The organism is Goekera deserti (genome assembly GCF_010685995.1).
GTDB lineage: Bacteria > Actinomycetota > Actinomycetes > Mycobacteriales > Geodermatophilaceae > Goekera > Goekera deserti.
Map to the genome: position 1 here is coordinate 87,653 of NZ_JAAGWK010000025.1, position 16,639 is coordinate 104,291.

The 16,639-nt window shown below is 76.7% G+C and carries 18 protein-coding genes; 15 read left to right on the forward strand and 3 right to left on the reverse strand.

The genetic code is table 11. The features are described from left to right. Positions 1-26: 26 nt before the first annotated feature. Together G1H19_RS17395 and G1H19_RS17400 are read right to left on the reverse strand one after the other, a co-directional pair. Complete coding sequence (locus G1H19_RS17395; protein WP_174278116.1) at positions 27-578, reverse strand: DUF3515 family protein; 552 nt, start codon at positions 576-578, stop codon at positions 27-29. Between the two features lie 109 nt (positions 579-687). Beyond that, a complete protein-coding gene (locus tag G1H19_RS17400; protein WP_162393512.1) occupies positions 688-921 on the reverse strand; it encodes an Lrp/AsnC ligand binding domain-containing protein in 234 nt (77 codons plus the stop codon). A gap of 92 nt (positions 922-1,013) precedes the next feature. Between G1H19_RS17400 and G1H19_RS17405 the strand changes: the two genes are divergently transcribed. From G1H19_RS17405 to G1H19_RS17415, 3 genes are read left to right on the forward strand one after another with little or no spacing between them, the layout of a single operon-like run. After that, on the forward strand, positions 1,014-2,090 hold the full coding sequence (locus G1H19_RS17405; protein WP_235928340.1) for a thiamine-phosphate kinase: 1,077 nt from the start codon (positions 1,014-1,016) through the stop codon (positions 2,088-2,090). Further along, complete coding sequence (locus G1H19_RS17410) at positions 2,074-2,628, forward strand: GNAT family N-acetyltransferase (RefSeq protein ID WP_152728223.1); 555 nt, start codon at positions 2,074-2,076, stop codon at positions 2,626-2,628. The genes G1H19_RS17405 and G1H19_RS17410 overlap by 17 nt, the downstream gene beginning before the upstream one ends. Next, on the forward strand, positions 2,616-3,242 hold the full coding sequence (locus tag G1H19_RS17415; protein WP_174278115.1) for a cytidylate kinase-like family protein: 627 nt from the start codon (positions 2,616-2,618) through the stop codon (positions 3,240-3,242). Before G1H19_RS17410 ends, G1H19_RS17415 begins: the two co-directional genes overlap by 13 nt. A 97-nt stretch (positions 3,243-3,339) precedes the next feature. Here G1H19_RS17415 and rpmB read toward each other — a convergent pair whose 3' ends face one another. After that, positions 3,340-3,531: a 50S ribosomal protein L28 gene (rpmB, locus tag G1H19_RS17420; RefSeq protein WP_162393513.1), complete on the reverse strand. Its 192-nt coding sequence runs from the start codon at positions 3,529-3,531 to the stop codon at positions 3,340-3,342. Positions 3,532-3,742: 211 nt separating this feature from the next. Here rpmB and G1H19_RS17425 point away from each other — a divergent pair, with 211 nt between their 5' ends. From G1H19_RS17425 to smc, 12 genes are all read left to right on the forward strand, one after another. Beyond that, positions 3,743-5,377, forward strand: coding sequence for a DAK2 domain-containing protein (locus G1H19_RS17425; RefSeq protein WP_162393514.1), 1,635 nt, complete (start codon positions 3,743-3,745; stop codon positions 5,375-5,377). Positions 5,378-5,402: 25 nt separating this feature from the next. Next, positions 5,403-7,610, forward strand: coding sequence for an ATP-dependent DNA helicase RecG (recG, locus tag G1H19_RS17430; RefSeq protein WP_152728221.1), 2,208 nt, complete (start codon positions 5,403-5,405; stop codon positions 7,608-7,610). Beyond that, positions 7,607-8,161: a 16S rRNA (guanine(966)-N(2))-methyltransferase RsmD gene (gene rsmD / locus G1H19_RS17435; protein WP_162393515.1), complete on the forward strand. Its 555-nt coding sequence runs from the start codon at positions 7,607-7,609 to the stop codon at positions 8,159-8,161. Before recG ends, rsmD begins: the two co-directional genes overlap by 4 nt. After that, positions 8,158-8,640 carry a pantetheine-phosphate adenylyltransferase gene (gene coaD, locus G1H19_RS17440; RefSeq protein ID WP_162393516.1) on the forward strand — a complete coding sequence of 161 codons (483 nt, stop codon included), beginning with the start codon at positions 8,158-8,160 and terminating at the stop codon, positions 8,638-8,640. Before rsmD ends, coaD begins: the two co-directional genes overlap by 4 nt. After that, on the forward strand, positions 8,637-9,359 hold the full coding sequence (locus G1H19_RS17445; RefSeq protein WP_162393517.1) for an SPFH domain-containing protein: 723 nt from the start codon (positions 8,637-8,639) through the stop codon (positions 9,357-9,359). The genes coaD and G1H19_RS17445 overlap by 4 nt, the downstream gene beginning before the upstream one ends. 154 nt (positions 9,360-9,513) lie before the next feature. After that, on the forward strand, positions 9,514-10,269 hold the full coding sequence (locus tag G1H19_RS17450; RefSeq protein WP_152728219.1) for a YceD family protein: 756 nt from the start codon (positions 9,514-9,516) through the stop codon (positions 10,267-10,269). A 2-nt stretch (positions 10,270-10,271) separates the two neighbouring features. Beyond that, positions 10,272-10,451 carry a 50S ribosomal protein L32 gene (rpmF, locus tag G1H19_RS17455; RefSeq protein ID WP_091065989.1) on the forward strand — a complete coding sequence of 60 codons (180 nt, stop codon included), beginning with the start codon at positions 10,272-10,274 and terminating at the stop codon, positions 10,449-10,451. Between the two features lie 177 nt (positions 10,452-10,628). Continuing rightward, positions 10,629-11,294 (forward strand): ribonuclease III, encoded by a 666-nt coding sequence (gene rnc / locus G1H19_RS17460; protein WP_268895416.1) that lies wholly within the window; start codon positions 10,629-10,631, stop codon positions 11,292-11,294. Between the two features lie 4 nt (positions 11,295-11,298). Beyond that, positions 11,299-12,198 carry a bifunctional DNA-formamidopyrimidine glycosylase/DNA-(apurinic or apyrimidinic site) lyase gene (gene mutM, locus G1H19_RS17465; protein ID WP_162393518.1) on the forward strand — a complete coding sequence of 300 codons (900 nt, stop codon included), beginning with the start codon at positions 11,299-11,301 and terminating at the stop codon, positions 12,196-12,198. Positions 12,199-12,326: 128 nt separating this feature from the next. After that, positions 12,327-12,464, forward strand: coding sequence for a hypothetical protein (locus tag G1H19_RS23480; protein WP_235909432.1), 138 nt, complete (start codon positions 12,327-12,329; stop codon positions 12,462-12,464). Between the two features lie 154 nt (positions 12,465-12,618). After that, entirely contained in the window at positions 12,619-12,810 is a 192-nt protein-coding gene (locus G1H19_RS17475; protein WP_152728215.1) for a hypothetical protein, read from the forward strand. A gap of 145 nt (positions 12,811-12,955) precedes the next feature. Then, entirely contained in the window at positions 12,956-16,522 is a 3,567-nt protein-coding gene (gene smc, locus G1H19_RS17480) for a chromosome segregation protein SMC (RefSeq protein ID WP_162393519.1), read from the forward strand. Positions 16,523-16,639: the final 117 nt, after the last annotated feature.

Sequence of the window (16,639 nt, forward strand, 5' to 3'; positions counted from 1 at the left end):
GCGCAGCCCGTCCCCGGGACCCGCGCTCAGTCGCGGGGCGCGGGCTCGACGTAGGGGATGCTCGCGGCGATCAGCGGACCGAGTGCGGTGACCGTGGCGCTGTCCTCGGAGGACGGCACCCGCACCGTGATGGGCACGGTGCGGTCGACCGAGGAGTAGACGTACACGTCGGGGTCGCTGAGGTCGACGCTCCAGGTCACCTGGTTCAGGGTGACCAGGAAGGCGTCCGGCGGGTAGTCGGTCGGCGGGGTGCCGCAGACCATCGTGATCGGCGGGTCGCCCCACGCGTAGGCGTACGGCGACGCCGACTCCACCCGGCGCGACTGCTCCCCGGCCAGCTCCGGCGGCAGGCTGCTCATCAGCGCCGGGCAGGCGGCCTCCGCCTCGGGGGTCACCGGCGGGGTGTCGACCGGCACGGTGGGCAGCTCGCTGAACGGCGTCTGCGCCGGCGCCGAGACGGCGGCCGGGTCGTCGGAGGAGGTGCGGTCCACCCGCTGCACGAGCACCAGCACCACCCCGACCACCACCACCAGGACGGCGGCGACCACGACGGCGGCGCGGCGCAGGGTGTCCTCCACCGAGCGCGCGGGCGGCGGGGTGTCCGGTGCGTCGGACGTGCCCCCGGTACCGGCGGACGGGCCGGGGAGGCCGTCCGCCGGGCCGGCGTCCGGGTCGCTGCTCAGCAGGTCAGAGGTTGACGACGGGGCAGGTGAGCGTGCGGGTGATGCCGTCGACCGACTGCACCCGCGCCACCACCAGCCGGCCGAGCTCGTCCACGGTGCTGGCCTCGGCGCGCACGATCACGTCGTAGGGGCCGGTGACGTCCTCGGCCCGCGTCACCCCGGCGATCTCGGCGATGGTCGTGGCGACCGCGGCTGCCTTGCCGACTTCGGTCTGGATGAGGATGTAGGCGTGGACCACGGGAGACCCTTCCTCGGGCAACACTGCCGGGACGTCGTGCCCGCCAGCTGGCGGGCCGATCGGCAACCTACCGCAGCGAGCCGGGAGGGTCGGTGACACGCCCCGGTGCGGCACCGGCCGGCGGCGACCCGGCGGACCCGGTGGCGCTGGTCGGGGAGTTCCCGCTGATCGCCCGGGTGGTCGCCCGCGCCGGCACCGCCCGGCTCGCCGACGTCGGACCGGGCGACGACGCGGCCGTCGTCCGGACCCCCGACGGGCGGGTGGTGGTCTGCACCGACGTGCTGGTCGAGGGCCGGCACTTCCGGCGGGACTGGTCCTCCGGGCGCGACGTCGGGCACAAGGCGGCTGCCGCCAACCTGGCCGACGTCGCGGCCATGGGGGCGGTGCCGACGGCCCTGCTGGTCGGTCTGGCCTGCCCGGCGGACACCCCGGTGGGCTGGCTGGAGGAGGTCGCCGAGGGCATGGCCGCCGAGTGCGCCCCGTCCGGCGCCGCCGTCGTGGGCGGGGACACCTCGGCGTCGGCGCCGGACTCGGCGGCCGTCGTGCTGTCGGTGACCGCGCTCGGCGACCTGGAGGGGCGCCCGCCGGTGCTCCGCTCCGGGGCCCGGCCCGGCGACGTCGTCGCGCTGGCCGGGCGGCTGGGCTGGTCGGCCGCCGGGTACGCGCTGTTCCGCGCGGGCGCTGTCGCCGGGGCCGGTGACGGCCCTGCTGCGCTCGTGGTGCGGGCGCACCGCCGGCCGGAGCCGCCCTACGGAGCCGGGCCGGCCGGCGCCCGAGCCGGGGCGACCTCGATGTGCGACGTCAGCGACGGGCTGCTCGCCGACGCCGGGCACCTGGCCGCCGCCAGTGGCGTCGTCCTGGACCTGGACCGGGCCGCCCTCGCGGGGCCGGGCGCGGGGCCCCCGCTGGCGGCGGTGGCCGCGGCGCTGGGTGTGGACCCGCTGGGCTGGGTGCTCACCGGTGGTGAGGACCACGCGCTGGTGGGCACCTTCCCGCCCGGGGCACGGCTGCCGGAGGGCTGGTCCGTGGTGGGCCGGGTCGTCGACGGCGCCCCGGGGGTGCTGCTCGACGGCGTGGCCGCCGAGCAGGTGGCCCGGGAGCTGCAGCCCGGCGGCGCAGCCGCGGGCGACACGGTGGGGAGGGGGACCGGACATGAGCACTTCCGCTGAGGCGACCGCCGGGCCGGCCGGTGGCCTGGTGCTGCGCCAGGTCGGCTACGACGACCCGGTGGCGGCAGAGCTGGTCGAGCGGGTGCAGCAGGAGTACGTGCGCCGCTACGGCGGCCGGGACGAGGCCGTCGTCGACCCTGCCGAGTTCAGCCCGCCGGGCGGGCTGTTCCTCGTCGCGGAGATCGACGGGCAGCCCGCCGGCTGCGGGGGCTGGCGGGTGCACGGGCCCGGTGAGGTGGAGCTCAAGCGGATGTACGTGGAGCCGTCGATGCGCCGCCGCGGCGTGGCCGTCGCGGTGCTGCACGCCCTCGAGCAGGCCGCCGTCCGTGCCGGGCACCGCCGGATGGTGCTCAACTCCGGTGACCGGCAGCCCGAGGCCCTGGCGCTCTACGAGCGCGCGGGGTACACACCCGTCGACGGGTACGGCATCTACGCCGGCTCGCCGGAGGCGGTGTTCCTCGGCCGGGAGCTGCCCGAGCCGGGCCCCCCGGGGCGCGTCCCCGGGGCGGACGGACAGGAGCAGTCGTGGGCGTCGTGACGGTGTCGGCCTCCTTCGGGGCCGGGGGGCAGGACGTCGCCCCGGCGGTGGCCCGGCGGCTCGGCCTGCCCTTCCACGACCGGGCGATCCCGGTGACCGTGGCCAGCCGGCTCGGGGTGCCCGTGGAGGACGCCGAGGCCAACGACGAGACCGTCGTGCGCGGGCTGTGGAGGCTGGTGGCCTCGCTGGGCACCATGCCCGACCCGGTCGGCGGCGTGCTGCCCACCACGACGCTGCCCGACGAGCGGGCCTACCGGGAGCAGACCGAGCGGGTGCTGGAGGAGATCGCCGCCGGCCCCGGTGGCGTGGTCCTCGGGCGGGCGGCGGCGATGGTGCTGCGCGGGCGTCCCGACGTGCTGCACGTGCGCCTGGACGGCCCGGCCGAGCGCCGGCTGGCCGCCGCGGTCGACCTCACCGGGCAGCCGGAGAAGGAGGTGCGCCGGCTCATGGCGACCAACGACCGGGCCCGGGAGGCCTACGTGCGGCAGTTCTACCGCTGCGACCCGACCGATGCCCGGCACTACCACCTGGTGGTCGACGCCACCGCCCTGCCGCTGGAGACGACGGTCGCCCTGGTCGTGACCGCCGCCCGCGCCCGCGGCATCGGTTCCTGACCCGCACGCGGACGACCCCGGGGACCGTCAGGTCCCCGGGGTCGTCAGGCGCGTGGAGCGGCCCGTCGTGGACGGGCGAGGAGGACGAGGTCCTCGGTCAGCCCCGGACGACCTTGCCGGCGCGGATGCACGAGGTGCAGGCGTTGATGCGGCGGCTGGTGCCGGCACCGACGAGGGCCTTCACGGCCTGGATGTTCGGGTTCCAGCGGCGCGGCGTACGGCGGTGCGAGTGGGACACCGACATGCCGAAACCGGGGCCCTTGCCACAAACGTCGCACACGGCAGCCACGGTCGATCACTCCTAGAGATGGTGGTTCAGATGAGGCGGGGCGCTGGACCGGCGGAGGACGCCAGGGCAGCAGGCACCCGCGGACAAGACTCCGCACACTGTAACCGCTCGACCCTGCCGCTGTCAGACGCACCCGTCCCCGCAGGCCCGCACCGGACGTCCGACCGGCGCTCCGCCGGGACCGTCGGTGCCCACCGGTAGCGTGCGGCCCGTGCTCCAGGAGCTGGACGACGCCGCGGTCCGCCGCTGGAGCGAGGCCGCCGTGGCCGCGCTCGACGGCGCTCGCAGCCAGCTCGACGCGCTCAACGTGTTCCCCGTCCCGGACGGTGACACCGGCACCAACCTGCTGCTCACGCTGCGCGCCGGCATCGCGGCGGTGGCCGACGCCGACCCGGGCGAGCCGGCCTGGACGGCCCTGGCCCGCGGTGCGGTGCTCGGCGCCCACGGCAACTCCGGCGCGATCCTGTCCCAGCTGCTCAGCGGGCTGGCCGCCGCGCTGCCCGGCGGCGTCCCGGCCGGCGGCGCGGCCGTGGCCCGCGCGCTGCACGCGGCCACCGACGCCGCCTACGGCGCCGTGGCCGACCCGGCCGAGGGCACCCTGCTCACCGTCGCCCGCCGCGGGTCGGAGGCCGCCGTGCGGGCGGTGGCCGAGGGTCGCAGCGCCCTGGCCGACGTGCTCGGCGCCGCCGCCGACGCCGCCCGGGTCGCCCTCACCGACACCACCGGCCAGCTGGAGGCCCTGCGCGCCGCCGGGGTGGTGGACGCGGGCGGTGCCGGCTGGTGCGTGCTGCTGGACGCCCTCGTCGCCACCGTCACCGGAGTCGACCCTGCCCGGGTGCGGCTGCCGCCGGCCGCCGCGCACCGCCGGCCCGGGCGGCTCCCCGACCGGCACGAGCGCCGCGAGGACGTGCCGCACCAGCCGCCGCGCGGCCCGGGCAGCGAGGTGCAGTACCTGCTCGCCGACGCCTCCGCCGAGGCCGTCGCCGACCTGCGCACCCGGCTGGCCGCGCTGGGGGACTCGCTGGTCGTGGTGGGCGTGGACACGCCGTCCGGGCGGGAGTGGAACGTGCACGTGCACGTCGACGACGTCGGGGCGGCGATCGAGGCCGGCATCGAGTCCGGCCGCCCGCACCGCATCACCGTGACCCCGCTGGCACCGCCCCGCCCGCAGGCCGCCGTCCCGGGGCTGCGCGCGGTGGTCACGGTGGTGGCCCAGGACGGGCTGGCCGAGGTGTTCGCGGCCGAGGGCGCCGTCGTCGTCCCGGTCGACCCGGCGGGCGACGAGCAGCAGCTGGAGGAGGCCGTGCTGGCCGCGGCGCTCGGCTCCGGCGCCGAGGACGTCGTCGTGCTGCCCAACGACGAGCACACCTACCCGGTCGCCGTCCGGGCCGCGCGGCGGGCGCGCACCGAGGGCCGGCAGGTCGCCGTCCTGCCCACCGGCGCGGCCGTGCAGGGGCTCGCCGCCGTGGCGGTCGCCGACCCCGGCCGCTCGTTCTCCGACGACGTGATCGCGATGACCGAGGCCGCCGCGGCGACCCGCTGGGCCGAGGTGACGGTCGCCGAGCAGGAGGCGCTCACCATGGCCGGCCGCTGCCAGCCCGGGGACGTGTTGGGCTCCGCCGACGGCGACGTCGTGGTGCTGGGTCCCGACCCGCTCACCGTCGCGTGCGACCTGCTGGACCGGATGCTGTCCGCCGGCGGCGAGATGGCCACGCTGGTGGTGGGGGAGGACGCGGCCCTCGGCGATGCGGTGTGCCGGCACCTGAGCCGGGTGCACCCCACCGTCGACACGGTGCGCTACGACGGCGGCCCGAGCGGCTCGCTGCTGCTGGTCGGCGTCGAGTGAGCCACCGCGGGGGGAGGGGGAGGGCGTGACCGGTCCGGGGACCACGATGGGCACCCCGCTGGCGAAGGTGCTGGGGCCGAAGACGGCCACGGCGATGGCGGAGTCGCTGGAGCTGCACACCGTCCGCGACCTGCTGCGGCACTACCCGCGCCGCTACGCCCAGCGGGGCGAGATGGCGAAGTTCACCGACCTGCAGGTGGGCGACCGGGTGACCGTCCTGGCGCAGGTGCGCAGCGTGAGCACCCGCTCGATGCAGCGCCGTCGCGGAACCATCACCGAGGTGACCGTCGGCGACGGCGAGGGCACCATGCGGCTGGTCTTCTTCAGCAACCGGCACCCGCGGATGGCGGCCGGCGTCTGGGGGCTGTTCGCCGGCACGGTGAGCCTCTGGCAGGGGAAGATGCAGTTCAGCCACCCCGACTGCCACCTGCTCGACGACCCGGACGACGACGACGGCTGGGCCCGCGCCCTGGTGCCCATCTACCCCTCGAGCAAGGACGTCTCCAGCTGGGTGATCGAGAAGGCGCTGCGGGTGCTGCTGGGCCAGGGGCTCGCCGAGCTGGTCGACGACCCGCTGCCGGAGTCGGTGCGCAGCCGGCACGGACTGCTGCCGCTGGCCGAGGCGCTCACCCGCGTGCACCGCCCGGAGACCGCCGAGGACGTCGACGCCGCCACCGGCCGGCTCAAGTGGGACGAGGCCCTGGTGCTGCAGCTGACCCTGCTCGCCCGCCGCCGGGCCTCGGCGCTGGAGCCGGGCATCGCCCGGCCCCGGGTGCCCGGCGGGCTGCTCGACGCCGTCGACGCCCAGCTGCCCTTCGCGCTCACCGACGGCCAGCGCGAGGTCGGTGAGGAGCTGGCCGCGGAGCTCTCCCGCGAGCAGCCGATGAACCGCCTGCTGCAGGGCGAGGTCGGTTCGGGCAAGACCGTCGTGGCGCTGCGGGCGATGGCCCAGGTCGTCGACGCAGGCGGGCAGGCCGCGCTTCTCGCGCCCACCGAGGTGCTCGCCGCCCAGCACGTGCGCAGCCTGCAGGCGGTGCTCGGCCCGCTGGGCCGGGCCGGTGAGCTCGACGGCGACGCCGCGGGCACCCGGGTCACGCTGGTCACCGGCTCGCAGCGGTCGGCGGCCCGGCGCGCCGCCCGCGCCGAGGTGGCCGACGGCAGCGCCGGGATCGTCGTCGGCACGCACGCGCTGATCCAGGAGGGCGTCGAGTTCGCCGACCTGGGGCTGGTGGTCGTCGACGAGCAGCACCGCTTCGGCGTCGAGCAGCGCGACGCCCTGCGCGCCAAGGGCACCCGGCCCCCGCACGTGCTGGTGATGACCGCCACACCCATCCCGCGCACCGTGGCGATGACCGTCTACGGCGACCTGGAGACCTCGACGCTGCGCCAGCTGCCGGCCGGCCGCGGCGGGGTCACGAGCTCGGTGGTGCCGGTGGGCGAGAAGCCGGCCTGGCTGGACCGGGCGTGGCAGCGGGTGCGGGAGGAGGTCGCCGCCGGCCGGCAGGCCTACGTGGTCTGCCCCCGGATCGGCGAGGACCCCGAGGCCCCGGCCCGTGGTCAGGCGGGGGAGGACGCCCCGGTCGACGCCGACGGGGCCCCGGACGACGGTTCGGGGAAGCGGCCCCCGCTGGCCGTGCTCGACGTGGTCGAGGGCCTGCGGTCCGGGCCGCTGGCGGGCGTGCGGCTGCAGACCCTGCACGGCCGGCTGACCCCGGAGGAGAAGGAGCTGCGGATGCGCGCCTTCGGTGCCGGGGAGATCGACGTGCTCGTGGCCACCACCGTCGTCGAGGTCGGGGTCGACGTGCCCAACGCCACGGTCATGGTGGTCATGGACGCCGACCGGTTCGGGGTCAGCCAGCTGCACCAGCTCCGCGGCCGGGTGGCCCGCGGCGCGCACGCCGGGCTGTGCCTGCTGGTCACCGAGGCACCCAGCGGGTCGTCCACCGGGCGGCGGCTGGCCGCCGTCGCCTCCACCACCGACGGCTTCCAGCTGGCCCGGCTGGACCTGGAGACCCGCCGGGAGGGCAACGTGCTGGGCGCGGCTCAGTCCGGCACCCGCTCGGAGGTCAAGCTGCTCTCCCTGCTGGACGACGAGGAGCTGATCGCCGAGGCCCGCGCCGAGGCCGCGGTCCTGCTGGACACCGGCGGCGGGCTGGCCGACCACCCGGGGCTGGCCGTCGAGGTGGCCCGGATGACCACCGACGACAAGGCCGACTTCCTGGAGAAGGCGTGACGCGGATCATCGCGGGGGTCGCCGGGGGGCGGCGGCTGAAGGTGCCGCCGGCGGGCGTGCGGCCGACGGGCGACCGCGCCCGGGAGGCGCTGTTCAACTCGCTGGGCTCCCTGCTGGAGATCGACGGTGCCCGCGTCCTGGACCTGTACGCCGGCTCCGGCGCGCTCGGCCTGGAGGCGCTGTCGCGGGGGGCCGCCGAGGTGGTCCTGGTGGAGTCGGGGCCGTCGGTGCTGCCGGTGCTGCGGGCCAACGTGGCGGCGGTGGGGCTGCCGGGCGCCCGGGTGGTGGCCGGCTCCGTGCCGGCGGTGGTCGCCGCGGGGCCGGCGGCACCCGTCGACCTGGTGCTGGCCGACCCCCCGTACGCGCTGGCCACGGACGAGCTGCAGGACGTGCTGCGGGCGCTGGTGTACGGGGCGTGGCTGGCCCCGGACGCGGTCGTGGTGGTCGAGCGCTCCAGCCGGGAACGCGACTGGACGTGGCCGACACCCCTGGTGGGCCTGCGCGAGCGACGCTACGGCGAGGCCGTGCTCCGGTACGGTCGCTGTCCGTGAGACGAGCCGTGTGCCCCGGGTCCTTCGACCCCGTCACCAACGGGCACGTCGACGTGATCACGCGGGCCGCCGCCCTCTACGACGAGCTGGTCGTGGCGGTGCTGGTGAACCCGGGCAAGGCCGGCCTGTTCGACGTCACCGAGCGCATGGCGCTGATCGGCGACGCCGTGTCCGGGCTGGCCAACGTCACCGTCGACAGCTTCGACGGCCTGCTCGTCGACTGGTGCCGGCGCAACGACGTGCCGGTGATCGTCAAGGGCCTGCGGGCCGTCGGCGACTTCGAGTACGAGCTGCAGATGGCCCAGATGAACCGGGAGCTCGCCGAGGTCGAGACGGTGTTCATGCCGACCGCGCCCCAGGTCGGGCACCTGTCCTCCAGCCTGGTCAAGCAGATCGCCCGCTTCGGTGGGGACGTGTCGAGCCTGGTGCCCCCGGCGGTCAACGACCGGCTGGTGCGGGTCGCCGGGGGACGTCCGTGACCGACGTCGTCTACCGGCTCTACGAGACAGTCGACGAGTTGAGCTCGGTCATCGAGAACGCCCGCAGCGTGCCCATGTCCGGCTCCTGCATGGTCCCGCGGGACCACCTGCTGGACCTGCTGGACGACCTGCGGGAGTCGCTGCCGGAGGAGGTGCAGCAGGCCGGCGCGATCGTCGAGCAGCGCACCGAGATCCTGGAGCAGGCGCAGGCCGAGGCCGAGCGGCTCACCGGCCGCACCCGGCTGGACGCGGAGAAGGCCGTCGGGGACGCGCGCCGCCAGCGCGAGGAGATCATCGGGACCGCCCGCCGTCAGCGCGACGAGATCCTCACCGAGGCGCAGGCCGAGGCCGACGCGGTGCTGGCCCGGGCCGAGGCCGAGGCCGAGCGGCTGGTCGCCGAGGCGCGCCGCCGCCGCGAGCAGCTGCTGGCCGACGGGCAGGAGCAGCAGGCGCGGCTGGTCGAGGCCGGGCAGGACGAGCACGACCGGCTGGTCGAGGCCGGGCAGGACGAGCACGACCGCCTGGTGCTGGAGACCGAGGTGTACCGGGGTGCGGTCGCCCGCGCCGACGAGCTCGGCGCCCAGACCGCCGCCGACGTCGCCCGGATGCGCGCCGAGGTCGACGAGTACGTGGACAGCCGGCTGGCCGACTTCGGCGGCACGCTGGACCACATGCTCCGCTCGGTGGAGAAGGCGCGCACGAACCTCCGCAGCGGCTGACCTCCGGGTGCCGCGGGTGCCCTGCCTCCGTCACCGGCGTCGTCCGTCATCGGGTAGCCTCGTGCACCGGTCCGACCGTCGTCGGGTGGCCCGGCCCCGTGGGGCTGCCCGCCCGTGACCGGCCACCCCCCCGACCCCGACCCTGGTTACCGACATGTCTGCTGCCCCCTCGCACCGCCCCGGCGCCGCGTCCCAGGACGCACGGCGTCCCGCCGCCGACCCCTGGGCGGTCGACCTCCGCGAGCTCGGCCGCCGCGCCGGCACCATGCGCGAGCTGGACCGGACGATCCCGGCCCCGGCCGGCTGGGGCGTGGAGATGATCGGCGTGCCCGAGGGTGCGCCGGTCCAGGTGCGGCTGCGGCTGGAGTCGGTCATGGAGGGCGTGCTCGTCACCGGTGAGGTCGACGTCCCGGTGACCGGGCAGTGCGCCCGCTGCCTCGAGCCGATCGAGGACTCCTACACCCTGGACGTCCAGGAGCTCTTCGCCTACGCCGGCAGCACCACCGAGGCCACCAGCGAGGAGGACGAGGTGCGCCGGATCGAGGGCGACCTCCTCGACCTCGCGCCGCTGGTCCGGGACGCCGTCGTGCTGGCCCTGCCACTCGCGCCCACGTGCACCCCGGACTGCTCCGGGCTGTGCGTCGACTGCGGCCAGCGGCTGGACGACCTGCCCGACGACCACACGCACGAGCTGCTCGACCCGCGCTGGGCCGGGCTCGCCGGGCGCCTCCCGACCATCACCACCCCCTCGCCGGGCACCCCCGGCGAGACCGCGGACGACAGCAGTGCACGCGACACCGGTGCACCAGCGGTGCCCGCACCGGGTCCGAGGCCGGGTCCGCGACCCGGGCCCCGGCCCGGTCCGGGGCCCCGCGCCGTCGTCCGCAACCACCACCCAGAGGAGAACTGACCGTGGCAGTCCCGAAGCGGCGTATGTCGCGCAGCAACACCCGCTCCCGCCGCTCGCAGTGGAAGGCGACGGCCCCCACGCTGGCGCCGTGCCCGAACCGCGCCTGCGGTGAGCTCAAGCCCCCGCACCAGGCGTGCCCGACGTGCGGCCAGTACGACGGCCGTCAGACCATCGCGGTCTGATCGGCGACACCGATCGCCGGTACCAGGGCCCTCGGGAGCGAGCCGGCCGGGCGCACGGGTCCCCCCGAGGGGGACGGTGCGTCCGACCGGCTCGCTGACGACGGCTCCCCGCACGCGCAGGCGGCGGCCTGGCTGCACGACGCCCTCGGCATCGCGCTGCCAGGCGACCTCCTCGAGCTGGCGCTGACCCACCGCTCCTACGCCTACGAGAACGGTGGCCTGCCCACCAACGAGCGCCTGGAGTTCCTCGGCGACTCGGTCCTCGGGCTGGTGGTCACCGACGAGCTGTACCGCAGCCAGCCCGACCTGCCCGAGGGGCAGCTGGCCAAGCTGCGCGCCTCGGTGGTGAACATGACCTCGCTGGCCGACGTCGCCCGGCGGCTCGGCACCGGCGGGCTCGGCCCGCACGTGCGGCTGGGCCGGGGCGAGCGCAGCACCGGCGGCCGTGACAAGGACTCGATCCTCGCCGACGCCCTCGAGGCGCTCATCGGCGCCGTGCACCTGGGCCTGGGCCTGGACGCGGCCTTCGCGCTCGTGCACCGGCTGTTCCACCCGCTGCTGGTCGAGGCGGCCACGCGCGGCGCCGGCCTGGACTGGAAGACCAGCCTGCAGGAGCTGGGCGCGGCGCGGTCGCTCGGTGCGCCGGTCTACGCCGTCGAGGACGACGGCCCGGACCACGCCAAGACGTTCACCGCCGCCGTCCTGCTCGACGGGACGGTGCGCGGGACGGGCACCGGCCGCACGAAGAAGGCAGCCGAGCAGGTGGCCGCGGAGGCAGCCTGGCGCGCGCTGACCGACACCTCGACCGGTGGCGCCCCGCGCGGGTCGGGCACCCGGGGCTGACCGCGTGCCCGAGCTGCCCGAGGTCGAGGTCGTCCGCCGTGGGCTGGAGCGCTGGGCGACCGGACGCCGGATCGAGTCGGTGCAGGTGTTCCACCCCCGGGCGGTCCGCCGGCACCTGGAGGGCGCCGACCACTTCGTCACCGAGCTGACCGGCCGGGTGCTCGGCGCGGCCCACCGCCGCGGCAAGTACCTGTGGCTGCCGGTGACCGAGCCCGACGGGGCGCCGGCCGACCGGGCGCTGGTCGCGCACCTGGGCATGAGCGGCCAGCTGCTCGTCGAGCTGCCCGAGGCCCCCGACGAGGTGCACCTGCGGGCGCGGTTCCGGTTCGCCGACGGTGGCCGGGAGCTGCGTTTCGTCGACCAGCGCACCTTCGGCGGCCTGGTCGTCGAGACGTCGGAGGGGGACGGGCTGCCCGACCGGCTGGCGCACATCGCCACCGACCCGCTGGACCCCACCTTCGACGAGTCGGCGTTCTCCGCGGCGCTGCGCCGGCGGCACACCGAGGTCAAGCGCGCCCTGCTGGACCAGACGCTGCTGGGCGGGGTGGGCAACATCTACGCCGACGAGTCGCTGTGGCGGGCCCGGCTGCACGGCTCCCGGCCCACCGACGCGCTCACCCGGCCACAGGTGGCCGCCCTGCTGGAGGGCGTGCGCGGCGTGCTCGGCGAGGCGCTGGCCCAGGGCGGCACCTCCTTCGACTCGCTCTATGTCGACGTCAACGGGCAGAGCGGCTACTTCTCCCGCTTCCTCGCCGTCTACGGCCAGGAGGACCGGCCCTGCCGGCGCTGCGGCACGGCGATCGTCCGGGAGTCGTTCATGAACCGGTCGAGCTACAGCTGCCCGAGCTGCCAGCCGCGCCCGCGTGCACGGCGCCGGGCCGTGCCCGCACGGGTGCCCTCCTGAGCACGGTGCGCGTGGTCGCCCGGGTCTCCGGCGTCGTCCAGGGAGTTCAGGCCCCGTCGCAGGGGCCGGCGTCGAGCCTGCGAGGCGTGGGGGGGCGACGGGGTCCTTCCGCCGACGGTGACGTCGAGGTGGTGTTCGAGGGGGCGGAGGCCGCGGTGCGCGAGGCCGTCGAGGCGCTGGGCGGCCCACGGGCGCCCGGCGAGGTCGCCGCGGTGCACCAGCGGGACGAGCCGGCACAGGGGGTGCGCGGGTTCACCACGGAGTGACGAAGATGACACACCCCCGACACGGGCAGGCCGCCGTGGCCACGTTGACCCTCGCTGTCCAGGCTGTCACCCTGGACCCACCAGACCCGCGCCGCCCGCCCTCCCCGGGGACAGCGACGACGGGAGAACCCCGCAGTTGGAAGGCCGCCCCCTCATGGCGAAGGCTCTGTTCGGTCACGTCGTCGCTCCTCACCAGGTGCGAGTAGCCGAGGAGAACGCAGCGCTGCGAGCACAGGTGCGCCGGCTCGAGCGCGAGATCGCCGTCCTGCGCGAGGAGCGCGACGCGGTCATCGCCCGCGAGCTGCTCTCGATGGCAGCCGCGGACAGCGAGCACTCGCTCGCCTGACGACGCACACCGCAGCACCCCAGCCCCCGCCGGCCGCGCCGGACGGGGGCTGTCGGCATGCCGGGCTAGGCTCCCGACGGGGCCCGCGGCCCCGTCCAGAGGCTCGTCGCGAGCGTGTGGGGATGAGTAGGACGGGGTCCTTCCGGTGTTCCTCTCCAGTCTGACGCTCAAGGGCTTCAAGTCCTTCGCCTCGGCCACCACGCTCCGGCTCGAGCCCGGCATCACCGCCGTGGTGGGGCCCAACGGCTCCGGCAAGAGCAACGTCGTCGACGCGATCGCCTGGGTGCTCGGGGAGCAGGGCGCCAAGACCCTGCGCGGCGGCAAGATGGAGGACGTCATCTTCGCCGGCACCGCCGGCCGCCAGGCCCTCGGCCGGGCAGAGGTGACGCTGACGATCGACAACGCCGACGGCGCCCTGCCGATCGCGTACACCGAGGTGTCGATCACCCGCCGCATGTACCGCTCCGGGGAGAGCGAGTACGAGATCAACGGCGACAAGGTGCGGCTGCTCGACGTCCAGGAGCTGCTCGGCGACTCCGGCATCGGCCGGGAGATGCACGTCATCGTCGGCCAGGGCCAGCTGGACGCCGTGCTGTCCGGCCGCCCGGAGGACAGGCGCAGCTTCATCGAGGAGGCCGCCGGCGTCCTCAAGCACCGCAAGCGCAAGGAGAAGGCGCTCCGCAAGCTCGACGCGATGCAGGCCAACATGGACCGGCTGACCGACCTGACCGCCGAGCTGCGCCGCCAGCTCAAGCCGCTGGGCCGCCAGGCGGAGGTGGCCCGCCGCGCCGCGGGCGTGCAGGCCGACCTCCGGGACGCCCGGCTGCGGCTGCTGGCCGACGACCTGGTGCAGCTGCGCGACGCCCTGGACCGGGACGTCGCCGACGAGACCGCCGCCCGCGCCCGCCGGGCCGAGGTCGAGACGGCCCTGGGCCGGGCCGCGCGCCGCGAGTCCGAGCTGGAGACCCAGCTGGCCGCCGACGCGCCCCTGCTCGCCGCCGCCCAGGACACCTGGTACCGGCTCTCCGCGCTGGGCGAGCGGTTCCGTGCGGTGGCGCAGCTGGCCGCCGAGCGCTCCCGTCACCTGTCCGCGCCGCTGGCCGCCGGCACCGGCGGTCGCGATCCCGACCAGCTGGAGGCGGAGGCCGACCGGGTCGAGGCCGCCGAGCGCGACCTGGCCGACCAGCTGGCCGCCGAGCAGGCCCGGCTGTCCGCTGCACTGGCAGCGCGCACCGAGCTGGACGCCGCCCTGGTCGTGGCCGAGCGTGCGCTGGTGGTCGCCGCCCGCGCGCTGGCCGACCGGCGGGAGGGGCTGGCCCGGCTGTCCGGCCAGGTCGCCGCGGGCCGCTCCCGCGTCGCCGCCGGGCAGGCCGAGATCGACCGGCTGGCCGGCGCCGCCGCCGACGCCGTGGAGCGCGCCGAGTCCGCCGCCGAGCGCCTGGCCGAGCGCCGCGACCAGGTCGACGATCTGGAGGACGCCGACGCCGACCTGGTGGCCGCGCACGCCGACGCCGTGGCCGCGCACGCCGACGCCGCAGCCCGGGTGACCGAGCTGGCTGCCGCCGAGCGTGCCGCCGAGCGCGACCGGGCGTCCTGGGCCGCCCGCCGGGACGCCCTCGCGCTGGGCCTGGCCCCCGCCGACGGTGCTGCCGCGGCGCTGTCCGCCGGCCTGCCCGGCGTGCTGGGCCCGGCGGCCGAGCAGCTGACCGTCGCCGCCGGGTACGAGGTCGCCCTCGCCGCGGCGCTCACCGGGCTGGCCGACGCCGTCCTGGTGTCCGGGGTGGCCGAGGCCGCCGCGGTGCTCACCCGGCTGCAGGAGTCCGCGGCCGGCCGGGTGGAGCTGCTGGTCACCGGGGGCCTGCCGCCGGTGCCCCGGGACGGCTGGCCGCAGCTGCCCGACGGGGCGCGGTGGGCGCTGGACCTGGTCGGAGTCCCGGCCGGGCTGGTGCCCGCGGTGAGCCGGGTGCTGGAGCGCGTGGCCGTGGTCGACGACCTGCCCGCCGCGGTGGCCCTGCTGCGGGTGCACCCGCGGGTCCGGGCGGTCACCCGCACCGGTGACCTGCTCGGCGCCGACCGGGCCACCGGCGGTCAGGCCGACGCGCCGTCCGGGCTGGAGGTGCGGGCCCGCGTCGAGGAGGCCGCGGCCGAGCTGACCGCGGCGACCGCCCGGGCCGAGGAGCTCGCCGAGGCGCTGGTGGCTGCCCGGGACGTGGCCCGCGACCGGTCGGCGGACGTGGAGACCACGTTGGCCACCCGGCAGGCGGCCGAGCGGGTGCGCTCGGCGGTGGGCAGCGAGCTGGCCGGCCTGGCCGCGGCGGCCCGGTCGGCAGCGGCCGAGGCCGACCGCAACGAGGCGGCCCGGGTACGCGCGGACCAGGCGCACGAGCAGGCCCTCCTGGCGCTGGCGGACGCCGAGGAGCGGCTCGCGGCCGCGGAGGCCGCGCCGGTGGAGGAGGAGCCGTCGCCGGTCGAGCGGGACCGGCTGCGCCTGGAGGTGGCCGCGGCCCGGCAGGCCGAGACCGAGGCCCGGCTGGGGGTGCGCACCGCCGAGGAGCGGGCCCGCTCGCTGCAGGGCCGGGCCGAGTCGCTGCGCCGCCAGGCCCGGCAGGAGCGCATCGCCCGCGAGCAGGCCGCCGCCGCCCGGCTGGCCCGGCAGCAGGGCGCCCGGGTGGCCGCCGAGGTGCGTGCCGGGGCCGAGTCCGCCCTCGCCGCGCTGACCGGGTCGCTGGCCACCGCGGCCGCCGAGCGCGACGAGCTCGCCGCCGGCCGCACCGGCCGGGAGGCGGAGCTGCTGGCGGTGCGGGCGCAGGTGCGGTCGCTGACCGCCGACCTGGACCGGCTCACCGACGAGGTGCACCGCGACGAGGTGGCCCGGGCCGAGCAGCGGCTGCGGATTGAGCAGCTGGAGACCCGGGCCGCCGACGAGTACGGCGTCGACCTGCCCACGCTGGTCGCCGAGTACGGGCCCACGGCGCCGGTGCCGCCCACCCCGGCGGAGCTGGCCGCCGCCGAGACCGCGGGCGCGCCCGTCCCGGAGCCGGTGCCCTACGACCGGGCCACCCAGGAACGCCGGTCGGCCCGCGCCGAGCGGGACCTCGCCACGCTGGGCAAGGTGAACCCGCTGGCCCTGGAGGAGTTCGCGGCGCTGGAGGAGCGGCACACCTTCCTCGCCACCGCGCTGGAGGACCTGCGGGCCACCCGGCGCGACCTGCTGACCGTCGTCCGGGAGGTGGACGCCCGCATCCACGAGGTGTTCGCGGCGGCTTTCGCGGACACCGCCCGGGAGTTCGAGACGGTGTTCGCCACGCTGTTCCCGGGCGGGGAGGGCCGGATCACCCTCACCGACCCGGAGGACCTGCTGACCACCGGCGTGGAGATCGAGGCCCGGCCGCCGGGCAAGAAGGTGAAGCGGCTGTCGCTGCTGTCCGGCGGGGAGCGCTCGCTGACCGCCGTGGCGCTGCTGGTGGCCATCTTCCGGGCCCGGCCGTCGCCGTTCTACGTGCTGGACGAGGTGGAGGCGGCCCTCGACGACGTGAACCTCGGCCGGCTGATCACCCTGATCGACCAGCTGCGGCACAGCTCGCAGCTGATCATCATCACGCACCAGAAGCGCACCATGGAGATCGCCGACGCCCTCTACGGGGTCAGCATGCGCGGCGACGGCATCACCGGCGTGATCAGCCAGCGCCTCCGGGAGACCGAGGCGGTCTGACGCCGTCGCGGCCGCCGGTGCCCGCTCACCCCTGCACTCAGCTCTGTCCCGGGAGCGGCCACAAGTGCAGGTGACATGGCCGACGCTGGGCCACTGCCGCCGGGGGACGACGGCCAC

Coding starts and splice junctions, on each gene's coding strand:
- G1H19_RS17410 (WP_152728223.1), top strand. CDS start 2,074: ATGAGCACTTCCGCTGAGGCGACCGCCGGGCCGGCCGGTGGCCTGGTG.
- G1H19_RS17450 (WP_152728219.1), top strand. CDS start 9,514: ATGTCTGCTGCCCCCTCGCACCGCCCCGGCGCCGCGTCCCAGGACGCA.
- G1H19_RS17475 (WP_152728215.1), top strand. CDS start 12,619: ATGGCGAAGGCTCTGTTCGGTCACGTCGTCGCTCCTCACCAGGTGCGA.